At 43.5% G+C, this 21247-nt stretch carries 19 protein-coding genes; 12 read left to right on the top strand and 7 right to left on the bottom strand.

All coding sequences use genetic code 11. The features are described from left to right. The first annotated feature begins 154 nt into the window (after positions 1-154). Both AC59IL_RS18460 and AC59IL_RS18455 read left to right on the top strand, forming a co-directional pair. Positions 155-1294 (top strand): FIST signal transduction protein, encoded by a 1140-nt coding sequence (locus tag AC59IL_RS18460; RefSeq protein ID WP_496553656.1) that lies wholly within the window; start codon positions 155-157, stop codon positions 1292-1294. An 11-nt stretch (positions 1295-1305) separates the two neighbouring features. Beyond that, positions 1306-2823 carry an ATP-binding protein gene (locus tag AC59IL_RS18455; protein WP_496553655.1) on the top strand — a complete coding sequence of 506 codons (1518 nt, stop codon included), beginning with the start codon at positions 1306-1308 and terminating at the stop codon, positions 2821-2823. 16 nt (positions 2824-2839) lie between these two features. Here AC59IL_RS18455 and AC59IL_RS18450 read toward each other — a convergent pair whose 3' ends face one another. The 3 genes from AC59IL_RS18450 to porX form a co-directional block, all read right to left on the bottom strand. Further along, on the bottom strand, positions 2840-3616 hold the full coding sequence (locus tag AC59IL_RS18450) for an MBL fold metallo-hydrolase (protein WP_496553654.1): 777 nt from the start codon (positions 3614-3616) through the stop codon (positions 2840-2842). Between the two features lie 137 nt (positions 3617-3753). After that, positions 3754-4038: a hypothetical protein gene (locus AC59IL_RS18445; protein ID WP_496553653.1), complete on the bottom strand. Its 285-nt coding sequence runs from the start codon at positions 4036-4038 to the stop codon at positions 3754-3756. 261 nt (positions 4039-4299) lie between these two features. After that, positions 4300-5856, bottom strand: coding sequence for a T9SS response regulator signal transducer PorX (porX, locus tag AC59IL_RS18440; RefSeq protein ID WP_496553652.1), 1557 nt, complete (start codon positions 5854-5856; stop codon positions 4300-4302). A gap of 160 nt (positions 5857-6016) precedes the next feature. Between porX and AC59IL_RS18435 the strand changes: the two genes are divergently transcribed. From AC59IL_RS18435 to AC59IL_RS18395, 9 genes are all read left to right on the top strand, one after another. Then, the gene (locus AC59IL_RS18435) at positions 6017-7249 is read left to right on the top strand and encodes an HD domain-containing protein (protein ID WP_496553651.1); all 1233 of its coding nucleotides are present in this window, start codon (positions 6017-6019) and stop codon (positions 7247-7249) included. Positions 7250-7276: 27 nt separating this feature from the next. Further along, positions 7277-8326, top strand: a complete 1050-nt coding sequence (gene lpxD, locus AC59IL_RS18430; protein WP_496553650.1) for a UDP-3-O-(3-hydroxymyristoyl)glucosamine N-acyltransferase — start codon at positions 7277-7279, stop codon at positions 8324-8326. A gap of 582 nt (positions 8327-8908) precedes the next feature. Continuing rightward, entirely contained in the window at positions 8909-9490 is a 582-nt protein-coding gene (locus AC59IL_RS18425) for a TetR/AcrR family transcriptional regulator (RefSeq protein WP_496553649.1), read from the top strand. A gap of 71 nt (positions 9491-9561) precedes the next feature. Beyond that, complete coding sequence (locus AC59IL_RS18420; protein ID WP_496553648.1) at positions 9562-9762, top strand: alpha/beta fold hydrolase; 201 nt, start codon at positions 9562-9564, stop codon at positions 9760-9762. Further along, positions 9759-10175, top strand: coding sequence for a nuclear transport factor 2 family protein (locus AC59IL_RS18415; protein WP_496553647.1), 417 nt, complete (start codon positions 9759-9761; stop codon positions 10173-10175). Before AC59IL_RS18420 ends, AC59IL_RS18415 begins: the two co-directional genes overlap by 4 nt. A gap of 6 nt (positions 10176-10181) precedes the next feature. Next, complete coding sequence (locus tag AC59IL_RS18410) at positions 10182-10649, top strand: nucleoside deaminase (RefSeq protein WP_496553646.1); 468 nt, start codon at positions 10182-10184, stop codon at positions 10647-10649. Positions 10650-10857: 208 nt separating this feature from the next. Then, positions 10858-12261 (top strand): bifunctional UDP-3-O-[3-hydroxymyristoyl] N-acetylglucosamine deacetylase/3-hydroxyacyl-ACP dehydratase, encoded by a 1404-nt coding sequence (locus tag AC59IL_RS18405; protein ID WP_496553645.1) that lies wholly within the window; start codon positions 10858-10860, stop codon positions 12259-12261. A 172-nt stretch (positions 12262-12433) separates the two neighbouring features. Then, on the top strand, positions 12434-13297 hold the full coding sequence (gene lpxA, locus AC59IL_RS18400) for an acyl-ACP--UDP-N-acetylglucosamine O-acyltransferase (RefSeq protein WP_496553644.1): 864 nt from the start codon (positions 12434-12436) through the stop codon (positions 13295-13297). Continuing rightward, complete coding sequence (locus AC59IL_RS18395) at positions 13278-13946, top strand: ABC transporter ATP-binding protein (protein WP_496553643.1); 669 nt, start codon at positions 13278-13280, stop codon at positions 13944-13946. The genes lpxA and AC59IL_RS18395 overlap by 20 nt, the downstream gene beginning before the upstream one ends. A gap of 112 nt (positions 13947-14058) precedes the next feature. Here the strand turns inward: AC59IL_RS18395 and AC59IL_RS18390 are convergent, their stop codons facing one another. The 4 genes from AC59IL_RS18390 to tsaE all read right to left on the bottom strand — a co-directional run bounded on the left by AC59IL_RS18390 (position 14059) and on the right by tsaE (position 18895). Next, positions 14059-15315, bottom strand: coding sequence for a hypothetical protein (locus AC59IL_RS18390; protein ID WP_496553642.1), 1257 nt, complete (start codon positions 15313-15315; stop codon positions 14059-14061). A 262-nt stretch (positions 15316-15577) separates the two neighbouring features. Next, positions 15578-16780 (bottom strand): hypothetical protein, encoded by a 1203-nt coding sequence (locus tag AC59IL_RS18385; RefSeq protein WP_496553641.1) that lies wholly within the window; start codon positions 16778-16780, stop codon positions 15578-15580. A 294-nt stretch (positions 16781-17074) separates the two neighbouring features. Continuing rightward, complete coding sequence (locus AC59IL_RS18380; RefSeq protein WP_496553640.1) at positions 17075-18289, bottom strand: alanine dehydrogenase; 1215 nt, start codon at positions 18287-18289, stop codon at positions 17075-17077. 192 nt (positions 18290-18481) lie between these two features. Beyond that, positions 18482-18895 (bottom strand): tRNA (adenosine(37)-N6)-threonylcarbamoyltransferase complex ATPase subunit type 1 TsaE, encoded by a 414-nt coding sequence (gene tsaE, locus AC59IL_RS18375; protein WP_496553639.1) that lies wholly within the window; start codon positions 18893-18895, stop codon positions 18482-18484. A 219-nt stretch (positions 18896-19114) separates the two neighbouring features. Here tsaE and AC59IL_RS18370 point away from each other — a divergent pair, with 219 nt between their 5' ends. Beyond that, positions 19115-21235, top strand: a complete 2121-nt coding sequence (locus AC59IL_RS18370) for a heavy metal translocating P-type ATPase (protein WP_496553638.1) — start codon at positions 19115-19117, stop codon at positions 21233-21235. The last annotated feature ends 12 nt before the right edge of the window (positions 21236-21247 follow it).

The raw sequence follows: 21247 nt of genomic DNA, 5'->3' as shown, positions 1-21247 counted from the left end.
TGATCATCGCCTTTTACCGGGGTATAAATTGATATTTATTAAGAAATAACCACCCTGGTAAACAAAAACACTTAATTTTTAAAGCTTAAATATAAGTATTTGATTTAATATGCGTTATATAGTTAACCTTATCTGCCCTCAAAACAATACCCGTATGAAAATTCAACAACTACAGTACCTCGATAAGTGCTGGAAAATTTACATGCATACCGATGATTTTGACCGGATGCAATGTCAGCTTGTTTTAGCATTTGGAGAACCTTCACTTGTAACGGATACTTCTGTTTTTAATCATCTTGAAAGAAGTTATCCCGAAGCCCATATCATCTTATGTTCTACATCAGGCGAAATTATTCAGAACGATGTGTGCGATAACAGCGTGGTGGTTACGGCCATTCAGTTCGACAACACAATTATTCATTGCGCTGAAACAAACATAAAGAATCATAAAAACAGTTACGAAGCCGGACAGTACCTGATGCAACAGCTTCAGCAAAACGATCTGAATGCCGCTTTCATCATATCTGACGGTACCTATATTAATGGCAGCGAACTGGTAGCCGGCTTTAATGAAACCAATCATAAACAAATACCCGTAACCGGTGGACTGGCAGGCGATGGCGCCCGGTTTTCAAAAACCTATGTTGGACTTAACCTGATACCAGCCGAAGGCGTTATAGTAGCAATTGGTTTTTATGGTAAGCAACTAAAAGTAGGCCATGGATTATTCGGCGGTTGGGAAGCGTTTGGGCCTGAACGAACTATTACCCGGTCTGATAAAAATATATTGTACGAAATAGACGGCAAAAATGCCTTCGATCTGTATAAAGAATACCTTGGCTCATATAATAAAGAATTACCCGCCTCGGCCATGCTGTTCCCTTTAAGCATCAAAGAACCGGGAAACGATGTAGCTGTGGTACGCACAATTTTAAGTCTCAATGAACAAGATCGCCATATGGTGTTCGCCGGCAACATGCCATCGGGCAGTAAGGTAAGGTTGATGAGGGCCACTTTTAATAACCTGATCGACGGTTTTACCATAGCAGCCCGCGATACAGTTTCTACTTTAAATACAAAACCCGAACTGGCTATATTGATCAGTTGTATTGGCCGCAAGCTGATATTACGCGACAGAACCGAAGAAGAAGTACATGCTGTAAATGAAATTTTGGGTAAGACAACCTGTACCACAGGTTTTTATTCGTATGGAGAAATATCTCCTTTCAATGCTAAAAGTCATTGTGGTTTGCATAACCAAACAATGACCATTACCACATTTACAGAATTATAATCGCATACCCCATGCATAAAACACTCGAAAAACAAATTCAAAAAACGCTATCGGCCGAACAACTGAATGACCCCAACATTCAGCAGTTGTTGAAGCTGGTCGATACATCGTATAAAAATTTCGAGAGCGATCATCAGCTAACCGAACATGCTTTTTTGATCAGTGAAAAAGAATACCAGGATGTGCTGCACAATCTGCAAAGCAGGAATAACATTTATATTCAGTCGGTAAAAAAGTTAAAGGATGCTATTATATCGCTTGACCCCAATGCTGCGCTGATCATTGATAAAGAAGATACTGAACTGATAACCATTATAGCTTATCTCGAAAAACAGGTTCAAAAAAGAAAAGAAACCGAAGCCGAACTGATACGCGCCAAAGAACAGGCCGAAGATGGAGCACGCGCAAAAAGCGATTTTCTATCGGTAATGAGCCATGAAATACGTACACCATTAAATGCTATTATAGGCATCGCTCACCTGTTGCTGCAGGATAAATTATTGCCCTGTCAGCTCGAGAATCTGAAAGCGCTGAATATTTCGGCCGAAAACCTGCTACGGCTAATCAACGATATTCTTGATTTTGGTAAAATTGAGGAAGGCAAAATTGTATTGGCCGAAAAGAATGTAGCATTGCAGCAACTTGCCGAAAATATTAAAACGGCATACCAGATACGGGCAGCCGAAAGAGGAAATACCATCAGCCTGAAAACCGATCCTTCCCTGCCTGAATTTGTTTTGGGCGATGAAGGCCGGTTAGGACAGGTATTGCACAACCTGGTTTCAAATGCCGTTAAATTTACCCGCAACGGGGATATAACCATTCAGTTGGTGTTAAAAAGAATACAGAACGACAGCGTAACCGTTTTCTTTTCTGTATCAGATACAGGCATAGGCATTGAAAAAGAAAAACAAAACCTGATCTTCGATCGCTTTACACAGGCCGATCATAACATTGCACACGAGTTTGGCGGATCGGGATTAGGCCTGGCTATTGTTAAACGATTGATCGCGCTGCATAACAGTGATATCTATGTGAATAGCGAACAGGGCCGTGGTTCGGTATTTCATTTTACCATTACTTTCAAAAAAGGCAAATCAGAAATTCAAAAGCAGGTAGCAGCGGGCACAAGTGATTTATCGGGCATTAAAATTCTATTGGTCGAAGATGTTGAATTTAATATTATGGTGGCCCGCAAAATGATCACCAACTGGAATGGTGCTGTAGATATTGCCGAAAACGGCGCGGTGGCAGTGAGTAAAACGCGCGAAACTGATTATGATATTATACTGATGGACCTGCAAATGCCGGTTATGGATGGATACAATGCCACACAGCACATCAGGAATTTTAACGAAGCTATTCCTATTATTGCATTAACCGCCTCTGCCTCGCCCGACATCGTTCACAGGACCCGCGAATTTGGGATGACAGATTACCTGGCCAAGCCATTTAAACCGGGAGAGTTGTATGAGATGATATTTAAGTATGGGAAACGTGAAACGGCAGTCGACAATCGGCAAACGTAAAACGTACGTTTTACGATCACACCTTAATCACCAATCCATCATACGCCAGATTCACTCCATCGGGCAGCTCGGCATCAACATCGGCATGCCTGCCTAACTGATGACTTATATGCGTAAAATAACTCTGAGGAATTTTTAATTCTTTGGCTATTGCAACACTTTCTTCGAGCGAAAAATGAGAAATATGTATTTCTTTCCGAAGGGCATTCAGCACCATTACATCACTTCCCTTTATTTTTTCCTTTTCACTATCCTCGATGCGATTGGCATCGGTAATATAAGTAAACCTGCCAAAACGAAAACCCAGTACAGGCATTTTTAAATGCCAAACCAGTATGGGAGTAACCGGAATATCGCCTGCCATAAACGGTTCCAGTGCAATGGTGTTCAGCTGTATATCGGGTACCCCGGGATATTTCGATTCATAGAACGCATAGGGAAATTCGCGAATGATCACTTCCTGCGTCATATCGCTGGCATATACGTTCATGGGTTGTTGCGAAAAAAAATTAAAGGCCCGCACATCATCCAGTCCGGCTACATGGTCTTTATGTGCATGGGTAAAAATGATGGCATCAAGGTGTTTAACGCCTGCCCGTAACATCTGGTACCTAAAGTCGGGGCCTGAATCTACCACCAGCGTGGTTTTTTCTGATTGTACCATAATGCTCGAACGAAGCCGGTTATCTTTTTTATCGGGCGAAGTACAAACCGGGCATTCACAGGCAATCATCGGTACACCGGCGCTTGTACCGGTTCCTAAAAAAGTAATGGTTAATGAAGGATAGCTCACGCGGTAAAAATAAGAAGAAACAAGATGCAAGTTACAAGGCAAGGAAACAAGACAAAAGGAAAACCATCAGTCAATCAGCAACTGACAATTGGCAATAAAATCACCGGAATGCAGAGCACATAAAAAAAGCCTGAACATTACTCCTCTTTCGTATTCGCCAAAGCATGCCTCTCCAATACATCTTCATACGTTTTACGTACATCAGATGCAAACGTATCGGGATTGAGTTTTAATTGCGGAATCAGATCAATAAGCGTATTGATACGCCCTTCGAGCTGCAGAAATTTATTTAGTACAACTACTTTCTTTTGTTCCAAAATGCAATATCCACTTTGAAAATTGCCCCGCTCATAACGTAGCACATATTCCGCCGCATCAAGTATCGCTTCAATTTTATCTAATGTCGCTTGCGTATATTTCATAGTCTGGATGTGGATGAATTAATTATCCACAAAGTTAACATTCACAATTTTAGTGCTGGAAATAGATAAACTCAACTTTTCCACACAAAACGTTGACAATTACAGTTTCGTAGCCAAAACAGGGTCAAAAATGCTGTTTTCGGTGATTGAAGCTGCTAATTGTTTGAAATTCAGCTCAAACAGAGCAGGCCAATTGCTTATTAGGCACCTTTCTTGCGCCGGAGGTTTCTGCTGGCGAAGCATTCACTATTGACCACTCACCTACTTACTCGTCATCTTAATAATCGGTACAATCATTTCTTCCATGCTTACACCACCGTGCTGAAAGGTATTGCGGTAATAGTTTACGTAATAATTGTAGTTATTCGGATAACACAGAAACATATCTCCCTTTGCGAAAATATAGGATGAGTTTACAGTTGGTACCGGCAACCCCGCCTCTTTCGGATCACGGAAGGCCAGTACTTCGCGGGCTTCGTAATTCAAATTACGGCCGTGTTTGTAGCGCAAATTGGTGGTTGTTTGTTTATCGCCAATTACCCTTGCCGGTGTTTTTACCCGTACACTGCCATGATCGGTAGCCAGAATAAGATTGAACTTTTTATCGGCAATTTTTTTCAGCGCCTGGTGCAAAGGCGAATGTTCGAACCAGCTGCGGGTAACGCTGCGGTAACTGGTTTCATCGCCCGCCAGCTCTTTCAGCACTTCCATTTCGGTGCGGGCATGGCTGAGCATATCAACAAAGTTGTAAACGATAATATTCAAATCGTTAGTCAGCAGGTTGTGCATATTGTTCACCAGGTCCTGCCCTGCCTGGTTGTTGAGAATTTTTGTATAGGAGAATTTCAGATCATCGCGGCGAAGCCGTTTCAACTGAGCTCTGAAAAACTCTTCTTCATGCAAATTTTTTCCGCCTTCCTCATCATCGTTCTTCCATTGTTGCGGAAAGTGTTTTTCTATTTCAATCGGCAACAGGCCGCTGAAAATGGCATTGCGGGCGTATTGAGTAGCTGTAGGTAAAATACTGTAAAAACTGTCTTCTTCGAGTATCCGAAAACTCTCTGCAAAAATGGGTTGTATGGCTTTCCATTGATCAAACCGCAGATTATCGAGCAGCACAAAAAAGGTAGGTGTTCCTTTTTCGATATGCGGCATAACCTTAAACTTAATCAAGCTATGCGACATAACAGGGCCGTCGTCGCTTTTGGGGTTTACCCAGCGTGCATAATTCCTGCTTATGAATTTAAAGAACTCGGTATTGGCTTCGCTTTTTTGTGTTTGCAATACTTCCTGCATTTCGGGGCTGTCGCTCTTTTCCATTTCCAGTTCCCAATACACCAGTTTTTTATAAATATCCATCCACTCGTTGTAATCGGGATTGCTGTTCAGCGCCATAAACAAATTGCGAAACTGTTGTTGATAGGCAGTGGTGGTTTTTTCGGCCACCAGCCTTTTGTTGTCGATGATCTTTTTCAGGCTCAACAACACCTGGTTGGGGTTCACCGGCTTTATGAGGTAGTCGGTGATCTGGCTGCCGATGGCCTCATCCATCAGGTTTTCGGTTTCATTTTTGGTGATCATCACCACAGGTACCTGCGAATTGATCTCTTTTATTTTCGCCAGGGTTTCGAGTCCGGTTATACCCGGCATCGTTTCATCGAGCAGAACCACGTCGAGCGGGTTGTCTTTCACAAAGTCAACGGCATCAAAACCATTGGTTAGTGCGGTTACCTCGTAGCCCTTATTTTGTAAAAAAAGAATTTGTGATTGTAAACTTTCTATTTCATCGTCTACCCAAAGTATTTTTCCTAATGGCATGTATAATTGTTTATATTATATATAGTTTTTACTGGTTTCGGAACCTTATTAATTATTTTTTCAAACCATCTAAATCTAACCAAATTTAATTTATCAGCCCGTCCTTTGTACTTTTGCCCGCTGCTTTTGGCAGCAATTTTAACAAATTAGCAGGCAGCGAATGGCAAATAGAATCAGAAAGATCATTAATGACCCCGTATATGGATTTATTACCATTGATGATCCACTTGTATTTCAGGTGATTTCGCATCCCTGGTACCAGCGCTTACGACGCATTCACCAAATGGCTTTTGCCCACCTGGTATATCCCGGCGCGGTGCATACCCGCCTGCACCATTCGTTAGGCGCATACCACCTGATGTGCAATGCCTTGTCTGAACTGAAAAGTAAAGGAGTAGCTATTACTCCCGAAGAGGAAACGGCCGCTAAAATTGCTATTCTGTTACACGATATAGGCCACGGGCCTTTTTCACATGCCCTTGAAAATGTGCTGATCACAAATACACATCACGAAACCATTAGTATTTTGATCATGCGTGTGATGAATGAACAATTGAACGGGCAATTGCAAAAAGCCATCGACATTTTTACCAATAATTATACCAAGCCCTTTTTGCATCAGCTCATCAGCGGACAGCTGGATGTTGATCGCATGGATTACCTCACGCGCGATAGTTTTTATACCGGCGTTTCGGAGGGCGTGATCGGGTACGACCGCATTTTAAAAATGCTTGCGGTGCATGAAGGCGATTTGATGGTAGAAGAAAAAGGCATCTATTCCATTGAAAAATTTCTGGTATCGCGCCGATTAATGTATTGGCAGGTTTACCTGCACAAAACAGTGCTGGGCGCCGAAAAAATGCTCGTAAAGATCATTGAACGTGCCAAAAAGCTGATCAGGGAGGGCTATGAAGTGGCAGCAGCTTCTGTTACTTTTGACTTCTTTTTAAAAAATACTACCAGCCCGGCCCTGATTGAACAACAGCTCAATAAATTTTGCATGCTCGACGATTACGATGTGCTGGCCACAATAAAAAACTGGAGTTTTCATGCCGACCCGGTATTGAGCACGCTTTGCCGCAGTTTGATCGAACGCCGTTTATTAAAAGTTAAATTGCAGGCCGAACCATTTGATCAGGAATGGATCAATGAACTGCGGAACAACATTTGCCACAAATTAAAAATAAATTCATCCGACTGTGATTATTTTGTTTTTACCGGCGAAGCTGAAAATACAACGTACGATCCTGATGAGGAGCGCATCAACATTTTATTTAAGAACGGGAACGTAAAAGATATTTCAAAAGTTGACAATGCATTGATCCATCAGGCATTGGCAAGCCCTGTGAAAAAATATTACATTTGTTATTTTGATACTCAACACTTTTATTGACTTTATCTGTCTTAACGCCTAATTATTATGCAATTTACCGCAGCACAAATAGCAATGCTCATTAGTGGCAAAGTGGAAGGAAATCCTGAAACGTCGGTGCATTCTTTCGGAAAAATTGAAGAAGCCCAGCCGGGTCAGCTTGCCTTTCTGGCCAACCCCAAATACGAAGAATATCTGTACCGTACCCAGGCTTCACTGGTAATTATCAATGAATCGCAGGAATTAAAAGAACCGGTAAACGCAACCCTAATCAGGGTACCCGATGCCTATTCGGCTTTTGCCATTTTACTTTCCCAATACCAGGAAATGGTAAAGCAGAAACTGACCGGTATTCAGGAGCCATCCTACATCAGCAAATCGGCTAAAGTAGGGCAACAGATTTTTATAGGTGCTTTCTCTTACATCGGCGACAATGTGGTACTGGGCGATAATGTAAAAATTTATCCCAATGTGTTTTTGGGCGATAACGTAAAGATCAACGATAATACTGTTATACATCCGGGTGTAAAAATCTATCACGATTGTGTGATCGGGAAAAATGTAACCATACATGCAGGTACTGTAGTGGGCAGCGATGGATTCGGTTTTGCGCCACAGGCAGATGGCAGCTTTAAAAAAGTGCCGCAGATTGGCAATGTAGTGGTTGAAGATTTTGTAGAGATCGGCGCCAATGCTACTATCGACCGCGCTACCATTGGTTCAACCTTTATTAAATCAGGCGCCAAGCTCGATAACCTGATACAAATTGCGCATAATGTTGAGGTTGGCAACAATACAGTTATTGCTGCACAGGCCGGCGTTAGCGGCAGCACCAAAATTGGTAATAATGTAATGATCGGCGGACAAGCCGGCATTGTTGGTCACATACAAATTGCCGATGGCAGCAAAATCAACGCGCAAAGCGGTGTAAGCAAATCGATCAAAACACCCAATGCAGCTGTAACCGGCAGCCCTGCTTTTGAATACACCAGTGCCTTACGCAGCCAGGCCGTTAGCCGCAAACTGCCCGATCTGGAAAAAAGAATTAAGGAGCTGGAGAAGCTGGTGCAGCAGTTGCTGACTGAGAAAATTTCTTAAATACAAGGCATCGAGGCACATAGGCAACGAGGTTACAGGAGGTTTATCTCTTCTTTTTCCCGTTGCCTTTTTGCTTTTTTCTTTTTGTTTTCTTTTTGCCTCTATGCCTTACTGCGTCTATTTTTCCCGATGCTTCGTTGCCTTTATGCCTTTTGTTGCCTTTGTAATGCCTTATTGTTTTTTTCCGATGCCCAATACCTTGTTGCCTTTTTATTGCCTTGCATGCTTGCTCCTTGTTTTCCTTGTGCCTTTACTTCAACTGCCCCATTTTCGCCACCGGCAAACTCTTCAGAAAATTATAGATCGCCTTCAGATCATTATCACTTATACGTTTAAACGAAATCCACGGCATATAGCTGTAAGGAATTATTTGTAACAGATACTATCAACGCATTCAATTTCTGTATATTTTAAAATTTTCGTGATCATGCTGGTTGCTATTTACGGTGAGGCGTAAAGCTATAACCGCATAAAAGGCATCGAAACCGGGATTTAAAAGCGCAAAATAGCTTGAAGAAAATTTAAATTTTTATTTTTGACCAATCGGTACAAAATACTATTTTTGTGCAGTAATCATTCACTATGTCGGGACGAAACCGTTTATTCGACGAAGAAAAAGCGCTGTCGCAGGCAGCAGAAGTATTTTGGATCAAAGGCTATGAAGCAGCTTCTACCGAAGATCTGCTGGCGGCCATGGATCTTAATAAAGGCAGTATGTACAATGCCTTCGGCAACAAGCGGCAGCTGTTTGTTCGGGTATTTGAATGGTTTGCGCAACGCTTCATCCGAAATATGATGCAGGTGTTTTTAAAACAAAAAAACATAGTTGAAGCGATCAGGGAAATATTTCTGCATGTGGCCTATCCTAATGACCCGCTGGATCACACCAAAGGATGTTTTTATGTGAACATACTTGGCGAAACAACCGGCGTAGATCCTGAACTGGAAAAAATTGCCAAAGAAAAATTGCTTGAGGTTGAAAAATTATTTTTCAGAGAGCTTACCAAAGCGCAAAAAGACGGGCAATTAAAAAACACGGTTCAACCTGCTGTTTTGGCCAAATACCTGGTGAATTTGTGGAACGGGTTAAATATTTCAAGAAGACTTTACAGCGAAAAAGAACTTGAAAAGCTTATTGATTTGAATCTGAAAATTCTGATCTGACACACCAGCCTATTTTTTTGCCCAATTTTTGACCAAATGATACAAAATAAAAAAACAATAAACTACAGCATATGATCAGGTACAGAAAAGTAATGATTAACGGTTTAGAGATCTTTTATCGTGAAGCCGGTTCCAAAGAAAACCCCGCCATTTTATTGTTGCATGGTTTTCCCACTTCCTCGCACATGTTCCGCAATAGCCGGACTGATCGATGGCTTTCTTTCGAAATCCTAACCAAAATACTTCCGTTAAATAAATCAACCATTATATGAGTAAAACCATCACACCGCCATTTACTTTAGAAACCGCGCTGGCTAAAGTACAACTGGCCGAAGATGCCTGGAATACCCGGGATCCCGAAAAAGTATCCATGGCCTATAGCATCAACTCAAACTGGCGCAACCGCACAGATTTTTTTACAGGCCGCGAAGCCATTCAACAATTCCTCACACGTAAATGGAAAAAGGAGCTGGATTACCGGCTGAAAAAAGAATTGTGGTGTTTTTCGGGCAACCGCATTTCGGTTCGTTTTGAATATGAATGGCGCGACGCCGATAACCCAACTCAATGGTATCGCACTCATGGCAATGAACATTGGGAATTTGATGAAGATGGATTGATGCGCCGCCGCGACATGAGCGCCAATGATTATCCAATTGAGGAAAAGGAAAGAAGAATAATTTAATAATTAATGGAAAATATGCATGAACATTGGATGCAGTATTGCATTCAGTTAGCCGGCAAAGCCATGGAAAATGGCAACCCACCCGTAGGGTCTGTGATCGTGTATGATAACAAAGTGATAGGAGAAGGAGAAGAACAGGCGCATACCACCCTCGATGTTACCGACCATGCAGAGATTATCGCCCTGCGCAAAGCTGTATCAGTACACAAAGAAATAAAATGGGCAAACACCATTCTATATACAATACACGAACCCTGTGTAATGTGTGCCTATGCTATCAGGCACTATGGCATCGGTAGGGTGGTGTTTGGCCGTAGGGTACCGTTTGCAGGCGGCTTTTCATCGGCTTTTAATATTCTCAGTTATACCGGCCATTCTTCGTGGCGTACGCTGCCCGTAGTTGAAGAAGGAATATGTGAAGCAGCCTGTACTGCCTTAAGCAAAGAATATGAAAAATTAAAAGCAGCAAAATAACGCACAGTAAAATAATGTAGCGTCGTGCCTGCCGGTTACGCTGGCTGGTCAGGAAAATTGTTAGCGGAGCCTCCGGTTCCGCTAAACTGCTTTTAGTTTGTTACACCCATATATTTGCCCTCCCCCTGTTTCCATTTCCCCTCCGAATTGTATCTTTGCCCGGCTTTACTATTTACGCATATAAAAAACAGTCAATCTGTTATAGTACATGATGCTCAATTTCAATCCAGATAAACAACATACACTGCAATCTGCCGTAAGCATTTCGGGAACCGGTTTACACACAGGGATAAATGTCGATATGACTCTGAAACCTGCCAATCCAGGCTTTGGATTTCAGTTTCAGCGAATTGACCTGCCCGGACAACCGCTCATCAAGGCCGACTGCGACCTGGTAACCGATACTTCACGTGGTACCACTTTACAGGATGGCGATACCAGAGTGAGTACGATTGAGCATATTCTGGCCGCCCTGGTAGGTATGGGCGTAGATAACTGCCTGATTGAACTGAACGGCCCCGAAATTCCCATCGCCGATGGCAGTTCGGCCCCTTTTGTTGAAATAATCGAAGAAGCAGGTGTTATTGAGCAGGATGCAGCCAAAGCCTGGTACAGCATCGATACCAATATTACCCATTACGATGAACAGAAAAGGGTTGAAATGACAGCCCTGCCTGCTACTGATTATAAGATCACCACACTCATCGATTTCAATAGCCCCATTTTAGGCACCCAGCATGCCGGTTTAAAAAGCATGCGGGATTTTAAAGAAGAAATTGCTCCCTGCCGCACTTTTTGTTTTTTACACGAACTCGAAATGTTGCTCGCGCATAATCTTATCAAGGGGGGCGACCTGAACAATGCCATTGTGGTGGTTGATAAACCGGTTACCAAAGACGAAATGGACCGGCTGGCTAAAGTTTTCGGCCGCAAAACCATGGAAGTAAAGAACGAAGGGTACCTGAATAACCTGGAATTGCGTTTTCCGAACGAACCGGCCCGCCATAAGTTGCTCGACGTAGTTGGCGACCTGGCCCTGATCGGTTACCCCATCAAGGCCCATATCATTGCCAACCGTCCGGGTCACAGTTCCAACGTTGATTTTGCCCGCAAAATCAAGCAGTATATAAAAAAAAACAAGCATGTGAAAGACGTGCCGGTTTATGACCCTAATCTGCCACCGGTATTCACTTCACAGCAAATTGAAAAAACCCTGCCCCATCGCTACCCATTTTTACTGGTAGATAAGATCATAGAACTTACCGACAAACATATTGTAGGTATTAAGAATGTAACTATTAATGAACCCTTTTTCACGGGTCATTTTCCCGGTAACCCGGTAATGCCAGGAGTTTTACAGGTAGAAGCATTGGCACAAACAGGTGGTATTCTTTGTATTAATGCATTGCCTCCCGGAGAATACGATACCTACTTTTTGAAAATCGATAATTGTAAATTCAAGCAAAAAGTGGTACCCGGAGATACTATGATCCTTAAAATGGAGTTAATGGCTCCAGTACGGCGTGGTATTTGCGAAATGCGGGGAACGGTATATGTGGGAAATAAAATTGCCACCGAAGCTGACCTGATGGCACAGCTGGTAAAACGGTAAATAATTGGTTATTATGTCCGAAAAGTTCCTTTTAGGAATAAAATTAATTCGGGTCATGGGGGTATTTTGAAACAACTTTGTCTATTTTAGCAGATTAATCAACATCAAACGTCAATCTATCCATAAGCACAGTTTAGGTGATAATCACCAGCAAAACCCCACAGGGGATGGGATGTCTGTAACACCTATGAATGAATATCCTGCTGCAACCCTTAAGAATGTAAACAAAATGATTCATCCGCATACTTATATTCACCCCAATGCCAAATTAGCCACGAATGTGAAGGTTGATCCGTTTACGGTTGTTCACCAGAATGTGGAAATTGGCGAAGGAACATGGATCGGAAGTAATGTAACCATTATGGAAGGCGCCCGCATCGGCAAAAACTGCCGCATTTTCCCGGGTGCAGTGATCTCGGCTATTCCACAAGACCTTAAATTTGAAGGTGAAGATACCATTATAGAAATAGGTGATAATACCACCATCCGCGAATTTGTTACCATTCATCGTGGTACGAAAGACAGATGGAAAACCCAAATAGGCAAAAATTGCATGATCATGGCCTACAGCCACGTTGCCCACGATTGCATCATCGGCAATAATGTGATCATGAGCAATAACTCGCAGGTAGCCGGTCACGTTGTACTGGGCGACTGGGCTATTTTGGGCGGTATGTGCGCCGTTCACCAGTTTGTAAAGGTTGGCCAGCACGCTTTTATCAGCGGCGGTTCACTGGTAGGAAAAGATATTCCTCCTTACATAAAGGCCGGACGCCAGCCTTTGAGCTACGCAGGCGTAAACTCTGTAGGTCTAAAAAGACGCGGCTTTACGGTAGATAAAATCAATCATATTCTTGATATTTACCGCATTATCTACAACAAAGGGCTGAATACCAGCCAGGCCCTCGAACACCTGGAAGAGGAATTTTCAGCAACCGACGAACGCGATGAAATTGTAACCTTTATTCGCGAAAGTGGTCGCGGCATCATTAAACGCTTTTCAAAAAATAGCGTGGATGAAGATATCGCTGATTAATGCCGGTAAACGATTTAACCGCGATTGGATCTTCCGCAACTTTAATTACGGGTTTTCTGCAGGCACTGCATATGCTATAACCGGTCCCAACGGATCGGGCAAATCTACCCTGCTGCAGGTAATCGGCGGCGCTATGATGATGAGCGAAGGGAAGGTGAAGTATGAAGTCGGCAAACGGCAAACGGCAAACGGCAATGAAACCCGTGAAGCTGAAAACCCTTCCAAAGAAATAACGGTTGATCAGGCCTACCAATACATTGCTATAGCGGCGCCTTATCTGGAGGTGATCGAAGAAATGACCGTTACTGAATTTCTTCAGTTCCATGGGCAATTCAAATCCTTTCTGCCCGAACTTACCATCCCAAAAATCATTGATGAAATTGGCTTACAAAACGCTGCTCATAAGCAGATCCGTTATTATTCAAGTGGTATGAAACAGCGGGTAAAACTGGCCCAGGCCATTTTTAGTAATGTTCCCTGTGTTTTGCTCGATGAACCCTGCACCAACCTCGATGCCGTTGGCATTGCCCTGTATCACCGGTTGATTGACAATTACTGCACTAACCGTCTTGTGATCGTTAGTTCAAACGACGAGCAGGAATATTCGTTTTGCAAAGAGAAGATCGATATATTAAGTTATAAGTCTTAAGTTTTAAGTAATAAGTAGCGACGCAACAGGTTCCAGGTTTCTGGTTGCTGGTCACATAGCATCAGGAATCCATCTCAACGATAACCATCGAACAATTTGACCATCAAACCATTTACCTCTTGGGTGTATACACGTGGTTGCCGATGCCGAAATGCACTTTATCTTTTGGATAGAAATAAAATGCCCGGCGCATAGTGCTTCCGTTATTAAAATGCAACTCAATCGAATACCCGTTCAGTGCATAGGCTCCTGCTTCATCTTTCTTTGAATAGGCCGAGGTAGAAATACCATAATCAGCATAATTATTTCCAACGGCCACACTGGTTAAAGCAAACCGGCCTGATGTATTGAACAGAATATTTTTCGATGATACAGTTGTTACGTTACCGCCTATAGCTGTGCTGCCGCCACTCGAAACGCTGGTAAAGGCGCCTTCGATTTTTTCGTTGCCGGCTGCGGGGCGTGCCCAGAACCAGTTTTTATCCCAACGTTCCGATTTATTGCGGGCAGGCCAGTTAACGGTTATCGAATTACCGCTGATCTTCCAGCTACCCCATTTTTTAGGTTCTTTTTGTTTGGATAAGGCTACGTCAAACTCGTACGGACTAATTACCGGGTTGCTGAACAAACTGCCGTCGTTCAGTAAAAGATAAGGCGTGTATTCACTCACTACAGCGCCACCCGGCCCATAGCTGTATTCAAGATTGATAACAATGCCTTTTATATCGGTTGCCTTTAATCCTTTTACCGGGTTGGTAACATTATCGGTATTTACAATTGAGTTGCGGGGCAAATCTTTATCAACCGTTGGCGGTACAACAGGCGCTACCGGGTTGCTTTTGGCAATATCAACCATACCCGAAGTTTCAAATGCCCCTTCCTGTTTGGCCAGTTTGCCAAAGTGCATGGCGGCGGGCTTCATACAGTTGGTATAGTAAGTAATGTCGGGTGAGCTGAACAGTTTCGCCAGGCGATATTGCTGGTTGCTGGTACGGTAGGCCATATACGCAACATACCAGATCTTGCCGTTTTTATCAACCACTTTGCTCGAAAATGACGAAAGGGTGCTGTAGCTGATATTCTTTTTGTCTTTGCTTTTTGGCAGGGAAAAGCCCGATCCCCGCATATTTTTATCTATTGAACCGGTAAACCAGTCGTCGAATGATTTTCCGTCGGCTTTTTCAAGCGGCATTACCTCATAGCTGAACTCCTTTCTTTCGTCGCTGAATACAGCAGTTGGCTTAAATGTATAGCGTCCTTTACTTTCTTCCATCTTCCAGCCTAACATAGGCTGTACAGGTGTTTGAGAGTGAACGTCGGGAATACCCAAACCCATTAATAAGGCGATAACCAGGAGCCTATTTTTCATAGCAGGTTATTTACTCCCCCCCTGTGTCAATTTTCGGGCCATAGAAAAGAAAGAAGGTTTACGGGCCTCAAAACTTTCTCACATGTTCAAAACTTTTACGTAGAAAGGTTTTTGACATATATACAGGGTTGCACGAGTTGGGAGTAGAGGGCTGCCGGCGGTTGCCAGTTAGCAGTTGGCAGTTATATAAAGCAGTTGGCCCCGGCTGAGCCGGGGCCAACTGCTACCCTTAATTCAGAGAGATATTAAATAGGTTCCAAGCTTACTGATCATTACGTTTAGGCACATATACTAAGTTGCCGATGCCAAAGTGCGTTTTACCCTGCAGGTAAAAATAAAACGTTTGGCGAAGTACGGTACCGTTATTAAAATGAAGCTCAATTGAATAATCGTTCAGCATATAAGTACCCGATTCAGTTCTTTTCGCAAACTCCGAAGCAGGTGTATTTCCGGTGGCGTCGGTTACTGAGCTGATGGTAAACTGTCCGTCATTGGTAAAGGTGATGGTTTTGGGTGCAGCGCCGCTGATCTTTAATGCATCATTGCCCTTACCCGTTACCGTCATAAACGAACCTTCAATTCGTTCGTTGCTTATTGAGGGAGTAGCCCAAAACCAGTTCTTATACCACTTTTCGGTTTCGTTGCGGCCGTTCCACTCAACAATAAATGAATTTCCTTTCAGCTTCCAGCTGCCCCATTTCTTAATTTCTTTTTGTTTTGAAAGATTTACGTCGAACACATAAGGACTTGTAACAGGCTCGCTGTATATGCTACCGTCGTTCAAAACGAGATACGGATAATACGTTCTTATCATTTTACCGTCGGGTGCATAGTTGTATTCAAGATGAATTAAAATTCCATTAATATCGGGTGTTTTTAATCCTTTGGTTCCGGTATTGTCGGCCTGAACAACAATGTTATCGTCATTTTGTACAGCAACCGTTCTTGCAGTTTTTGTATTATTACCACCATCCTGCTTTGCCAGATTGCCAAAATGGGTAGCTACCGGCCGCATATTCGCAGCATAAAATTTTATATCTGTTGAACTCATTACGCGGGCAAGCCTGAACTCACTGCTGCCTGTTTGATAGGAGATATAAGTTACATACCACGATTTGCCTTTTTTATCGGTTACTTCGGAAGAGAAAGATGAAATAGTTTGATTAGTAGTAATATTTTTCCTGTCGGTGTTGGCCGGTAAAGAAAAACCTGCCTGTTGCAGATCTTTATCGATAGCGCCTGTAAACCAATCGGCGAATGTCTGGCCTTCATTTCTTGAAAGGGCCATTATTTCATATATAAATTCCTTTGTATCTCCCGGTGTTTTTTCGGGCTTAAAAACGTAGCCGCCATCCTTTTCTTCCATATTCCAACCCGCCATGGGCTGAACAGATGTTTGGGCAACAGAGGTTAAAACACTTAACAAAAAAAACAAAACTAACAACAGATAGGGCCTTGTCTTCATAGAGGATGTTTTTTCCCAACTGAGCAATTTTCGGGCCATAGAAAACGTAAGAAATACTACTTTATTACGAAAATGTACGTCTTCTGCTTTAGAAGAACGTGCCGGTAAATTGCTCGGTTCAGAATGGCGCAAAAATAAGTTGAAAGTGGAGAAAGTGCAAAGCCCCAGGTATTATTAATTGAAATATTAACTAAGCAGTTTGCTGTAAAGCATTTACTCATTGAAAAGAATCTTTATAAAGTTGCCGGTTACCAGTGGCCAGTTACCCGGAAACAGGAAACAGGAAACAGGTAACTATCTCTGACTTGCGATCAGCAAATTAAGATCAGTATATTTTAAATCGAAGCGCTGGCTGAGGTGAAAATTGGTAAGCGCTCCTTTGAAAAGATAAATGCCGCTGCGCAAATGCACTTTATGCCATACCAGATTTTCGAAGCCACCTTCCTCTCCAGCTTCAAGTAACAAAGGCATCAGTACATTGCTTATGGCCTGTGATGCAGTACGCGCAAAACCCGATGGAATATTGGGCACGCAATAATGAATCACCCCATACTTCATAAAAATCGGTTGTTCATGGCTGGTGATCTCAGACGTTTCAAAGCAACCGCCGCGGTCGATACTAACGTCAATGACTACACTTCCGGGCCTCATATTGCTTACCATTTCTTCGGTAACCACTACGGGCGTGCGACCGCTTTGCGAACCGAGGGCCCCTACAGCCACCTCGCAGGTTTTAAGCTGTTTGGCCAGTATGCGCGGCTCCATGACAGAGGTCCACATACGTTGACCGATATTATTCTGTAACCGTTTTAACCGGTATACGCTGTTATCGAAAACTTTTACCGAAGCGCCAAGTGCCAATGCTGCACGCGCTGCAAATTCGCCAACAATGCCTGCCCCCAGGATAATTACCTTGGTAGGCGGAATGCCCGATATACCACCCAGCAACACGCCTTTTCCATGATTGGCCGAGCCGAGGTACTGGGCTGCAATAAGCATTACTGCGCTTCCGGCAATTTCGCTCATGCTGCGAACTATTGGTAAGCTATCACTATCGTCTTTAAGATTTTCAAATGAAATGGCGGTAATGCGCTTTTCCATCATCTTCTGCAGAAACTCGGCTTTCATGGCCGACAGGTGGATGGGTGAAATGATTACCTGGTTAAATTGCAGGTGCGGCAGGTCTTCTTCAACCACCGGGGCGCTTTTTACCAGTATCGGGGCTTTATATACGGCCGCCTTATCATATACTATTTTGGCGCCGGCCTCGCTGTAGTCGCGGTCACGAAAATGCGCAGCTTCTCCTGCATTATGTTCAATAATTACATTATGTCCGTTGCTGATCAAAACACCCACGGCCTCGGGCGTAAGCGCTATGCGGTTTTCCTGAAAAGCGGTTTCTTTAGGAATACCAATATGTAATTCAGCCCCCTTGGGTTTAATGTCCAGAGTTTCTTCGAGTGTTTCGTAACTAAAAGAAGTGCTGATAATCGGCTTTTGCTGCGACATGTAGCAGTAAATGGTTTTACTCCCGAAATCGGGGCCACAAGTTACAACTTTAATCGGAAGTCTGAAGTCTGATGTATGAAGTCTGAAGAAACCTATATCTGAAGTCGGAAGTCGGAGGTCAGGCGTCTGAAGAGCCCTATATTTATACACTACAATTATACTTATTAAACTTCCCGTTCCCGGCTTCTGGCATCAGACTTCAGACAAACGAACGATGCGGGTATCTTTATCAACCACCTGTAGCTGCACTTTAACAGTATTTTCAGGCAAAATCGCTTCGGCACGGGAAGGCCATTCAACCAGGCAAATATTGCCCGAATACAAACAGTCCTCTACCCCTGCCCGTACTGCCTCTTCCTCATCTTTCAGGCGGTACAGATCGATATGGTACATTTTGCCCTCCGGATAATTATATTCATTTATTATTGAAAATGTAGGACTGCCGACTGTACTGGTTACTCCCTTTTCGTCGCATAAGGCATGAATAAGCGTTGTTTTGCCGGCCCCCATATCACCATAAAAGGCTATCACCTTACGCCCATCAACATGCTGCCAGAACCGGCGGGCCGTTTCCCTGATATTGTTCAATGTACATTGCATTTCCATACGGCGCAAAGATAACCAGAAGTCGGAGGTCTGAGGTCAGATGTCTGAATAACCCTAAATTTATACACTACTCCTGTACCCATCAAACTTCCTGTTTCTGACTTCTGACTTCGAACCTCGGTTTTTGCAACCCTGTGTACATATTATTGGCCCGATAGCCGGTTCATATAGCTATTCAGCGGTAAATTTGCCCCTACACACAACCCCCAAAGGAAGAACATGAAAACAGTGAACTGGAAAGTTGAAGGCATGAGCTGCTCGAATTGCGCACTAACCATTCAGCAATATCTGAAAAACGAAGGATTGAATAATGTGAAAGTAAACCTGATGGGCGGTGAGGTAAGCTTCGATATCGATGGCAAAAGCGAGCAGCAAATTATAAACGGCATTGAATCGCTCGGCTATAACGTGCAGGCCGATGAAGTACTGGCAGCAGATCGCAAAAAGAAATTGCTGACCACGCACAAACAGCGTTTTTTATTCTGCCTGGTATTTACTCTTCCGTTGATGTTGCATATGTTCAACAAATGGGTGCACTTCCACTGGCTCATGAACCCCTGGGTGCAACTGGCCCTTTGCCTGCCTGTTTACATTGTTGGTATGGATTTCTTCGGTCGCAGTGCTATTAAAAGCATCCGCAACCGTATGCCAAATATGAATGTGCTGGTAGCCGTAGGCGCTACTGCCGCCTTTGTGTATAGCTTAACCGGTGCATTGCTGAACCTGGGCGAGCAATACCTGTTTTTTGAAACGGCCGCTTCTATAATCACTCTAGTATTCCTTGGTAATTTTCTGGAAGAAAGTTCCATTGAAACCACCCAACGGGCATTAAACAGCCTGGCCCGGTCGCAAAAAGTAATGGCCAATATGATCGCTTTTGATGAAAATCACCATGAGCTCATATTCCCAATAGAAAACACACAACTGCGCAGCGGCGATCTGATACTCATTAAAAGTGGCGAGCAGGTGCCGGCCGATTGTAAAATATTATCGGGCGATGCAACAGTTAATGAAGCTATCATAACGGGCGAAAGCCTTCCGATTACCAAAAAAAGTAAAGACAAACTGATCGGCGGCAGCATTGTGATCGATGGCATCATTAAGGCACAGGTTATGGCCGAAGCAAAGGATTCGGTATTATCAAACATTATTAATCTTGTAAAACAGGCCCAGGGCGAAAAGCCACCGGTTCAGCAACTGGCCGATAAAATAAGCGCTGTTTTTGTACCTGTTGTACTGGGAATATCTTTGGTTGCTTTCATCATCAATATGCTGGTGCTGCATGATTTTACCGCTTCGCTCATGCGCAGCATTGCCATACTGGTTATTGCCTGTCCCTGCGCCATGGGACTGGCCACGCCGGCTGCTATTGCAGTGGGACTTGGCCGGGCCGCCAAAAACGGCGTATTGTTTCGCAATGCCAAAAGCCTTGAATTGTTCAGAACTATTAAACAGGTAGTTTTCGATAAAACCGGCACCCTTACCACCGGCCGGTTCACCATGGCGAATTATAAAATACTCGTCAACGGATTAACCGACGACGAGTTTAAACGCATTGCTTTTTCGCTTGAAAAATATAGCAATCACCCGGTAGCGCAATGTATAACGGAAACATGGAAACGAAAAGATCCGTTAAAATTCACTAAAACCGAAGAAGTAAAAGGATTGGGCATGAAGGCCGCCACCGCCGAAGGCGACCGGTACATTGCCGGTTCGTTTGAAGCTGCCATGGCGCACACCACCGACGAATCGCATAACGTTTACATTCTTAAAAACGATGAATTGCTGGGCTGGATAGATGTTAAAGACGAGGTTAGGCCCGAAGCTATTACGGTAGTGCAATACCTGCGGCATAGAAATATTAAAACGATATTATTAAGCGGCGACCGTTTATCGAAGTGCCGTCAGCTGGCTAATTTTTTGGGTATTGATGAAGTGATTGCCGAAAAAAAGCCGGCCGAAAAACTGGCGGTTATCGAAGATCTTACCCTGCAGGGACCAACCGCTATGGTTGGCGATGGCATTAATGATGCGCCGGCGCTTGCCCGGGCCACCATTGGTATTTCGCTGAGCGAAGCCTCGCAAATAGCCATGCAAACAGCCGATGTGGTGCTTATGAACAATGGTATTAAAAATCTGCCCTTATCATTGGGGTTAGGGCGGCATACGTTTCTTACCATCAAACAAAATCTTTTCTGGGCATTCTTTTACAATATCATCGCCATTCCTGTAGCGGCATTTGGCGTGCTTACCCCTACATTTGGCGCCCTGGTAATGGGATTGAGCGATGTGGTGCTGGCTTTTAATTCGGTAAGGTTATTTATAAAGAAAGTTGTCTGATCGGCAAACGTG

The organism is Niastella sp. sgz303648, from assembly GCF_059587045.1.
The sequence above is the reverse complement of the archived record's forward strand: the minus strand, read 5'-3'. Positions and strand labels throughout refer to the sequence as shown.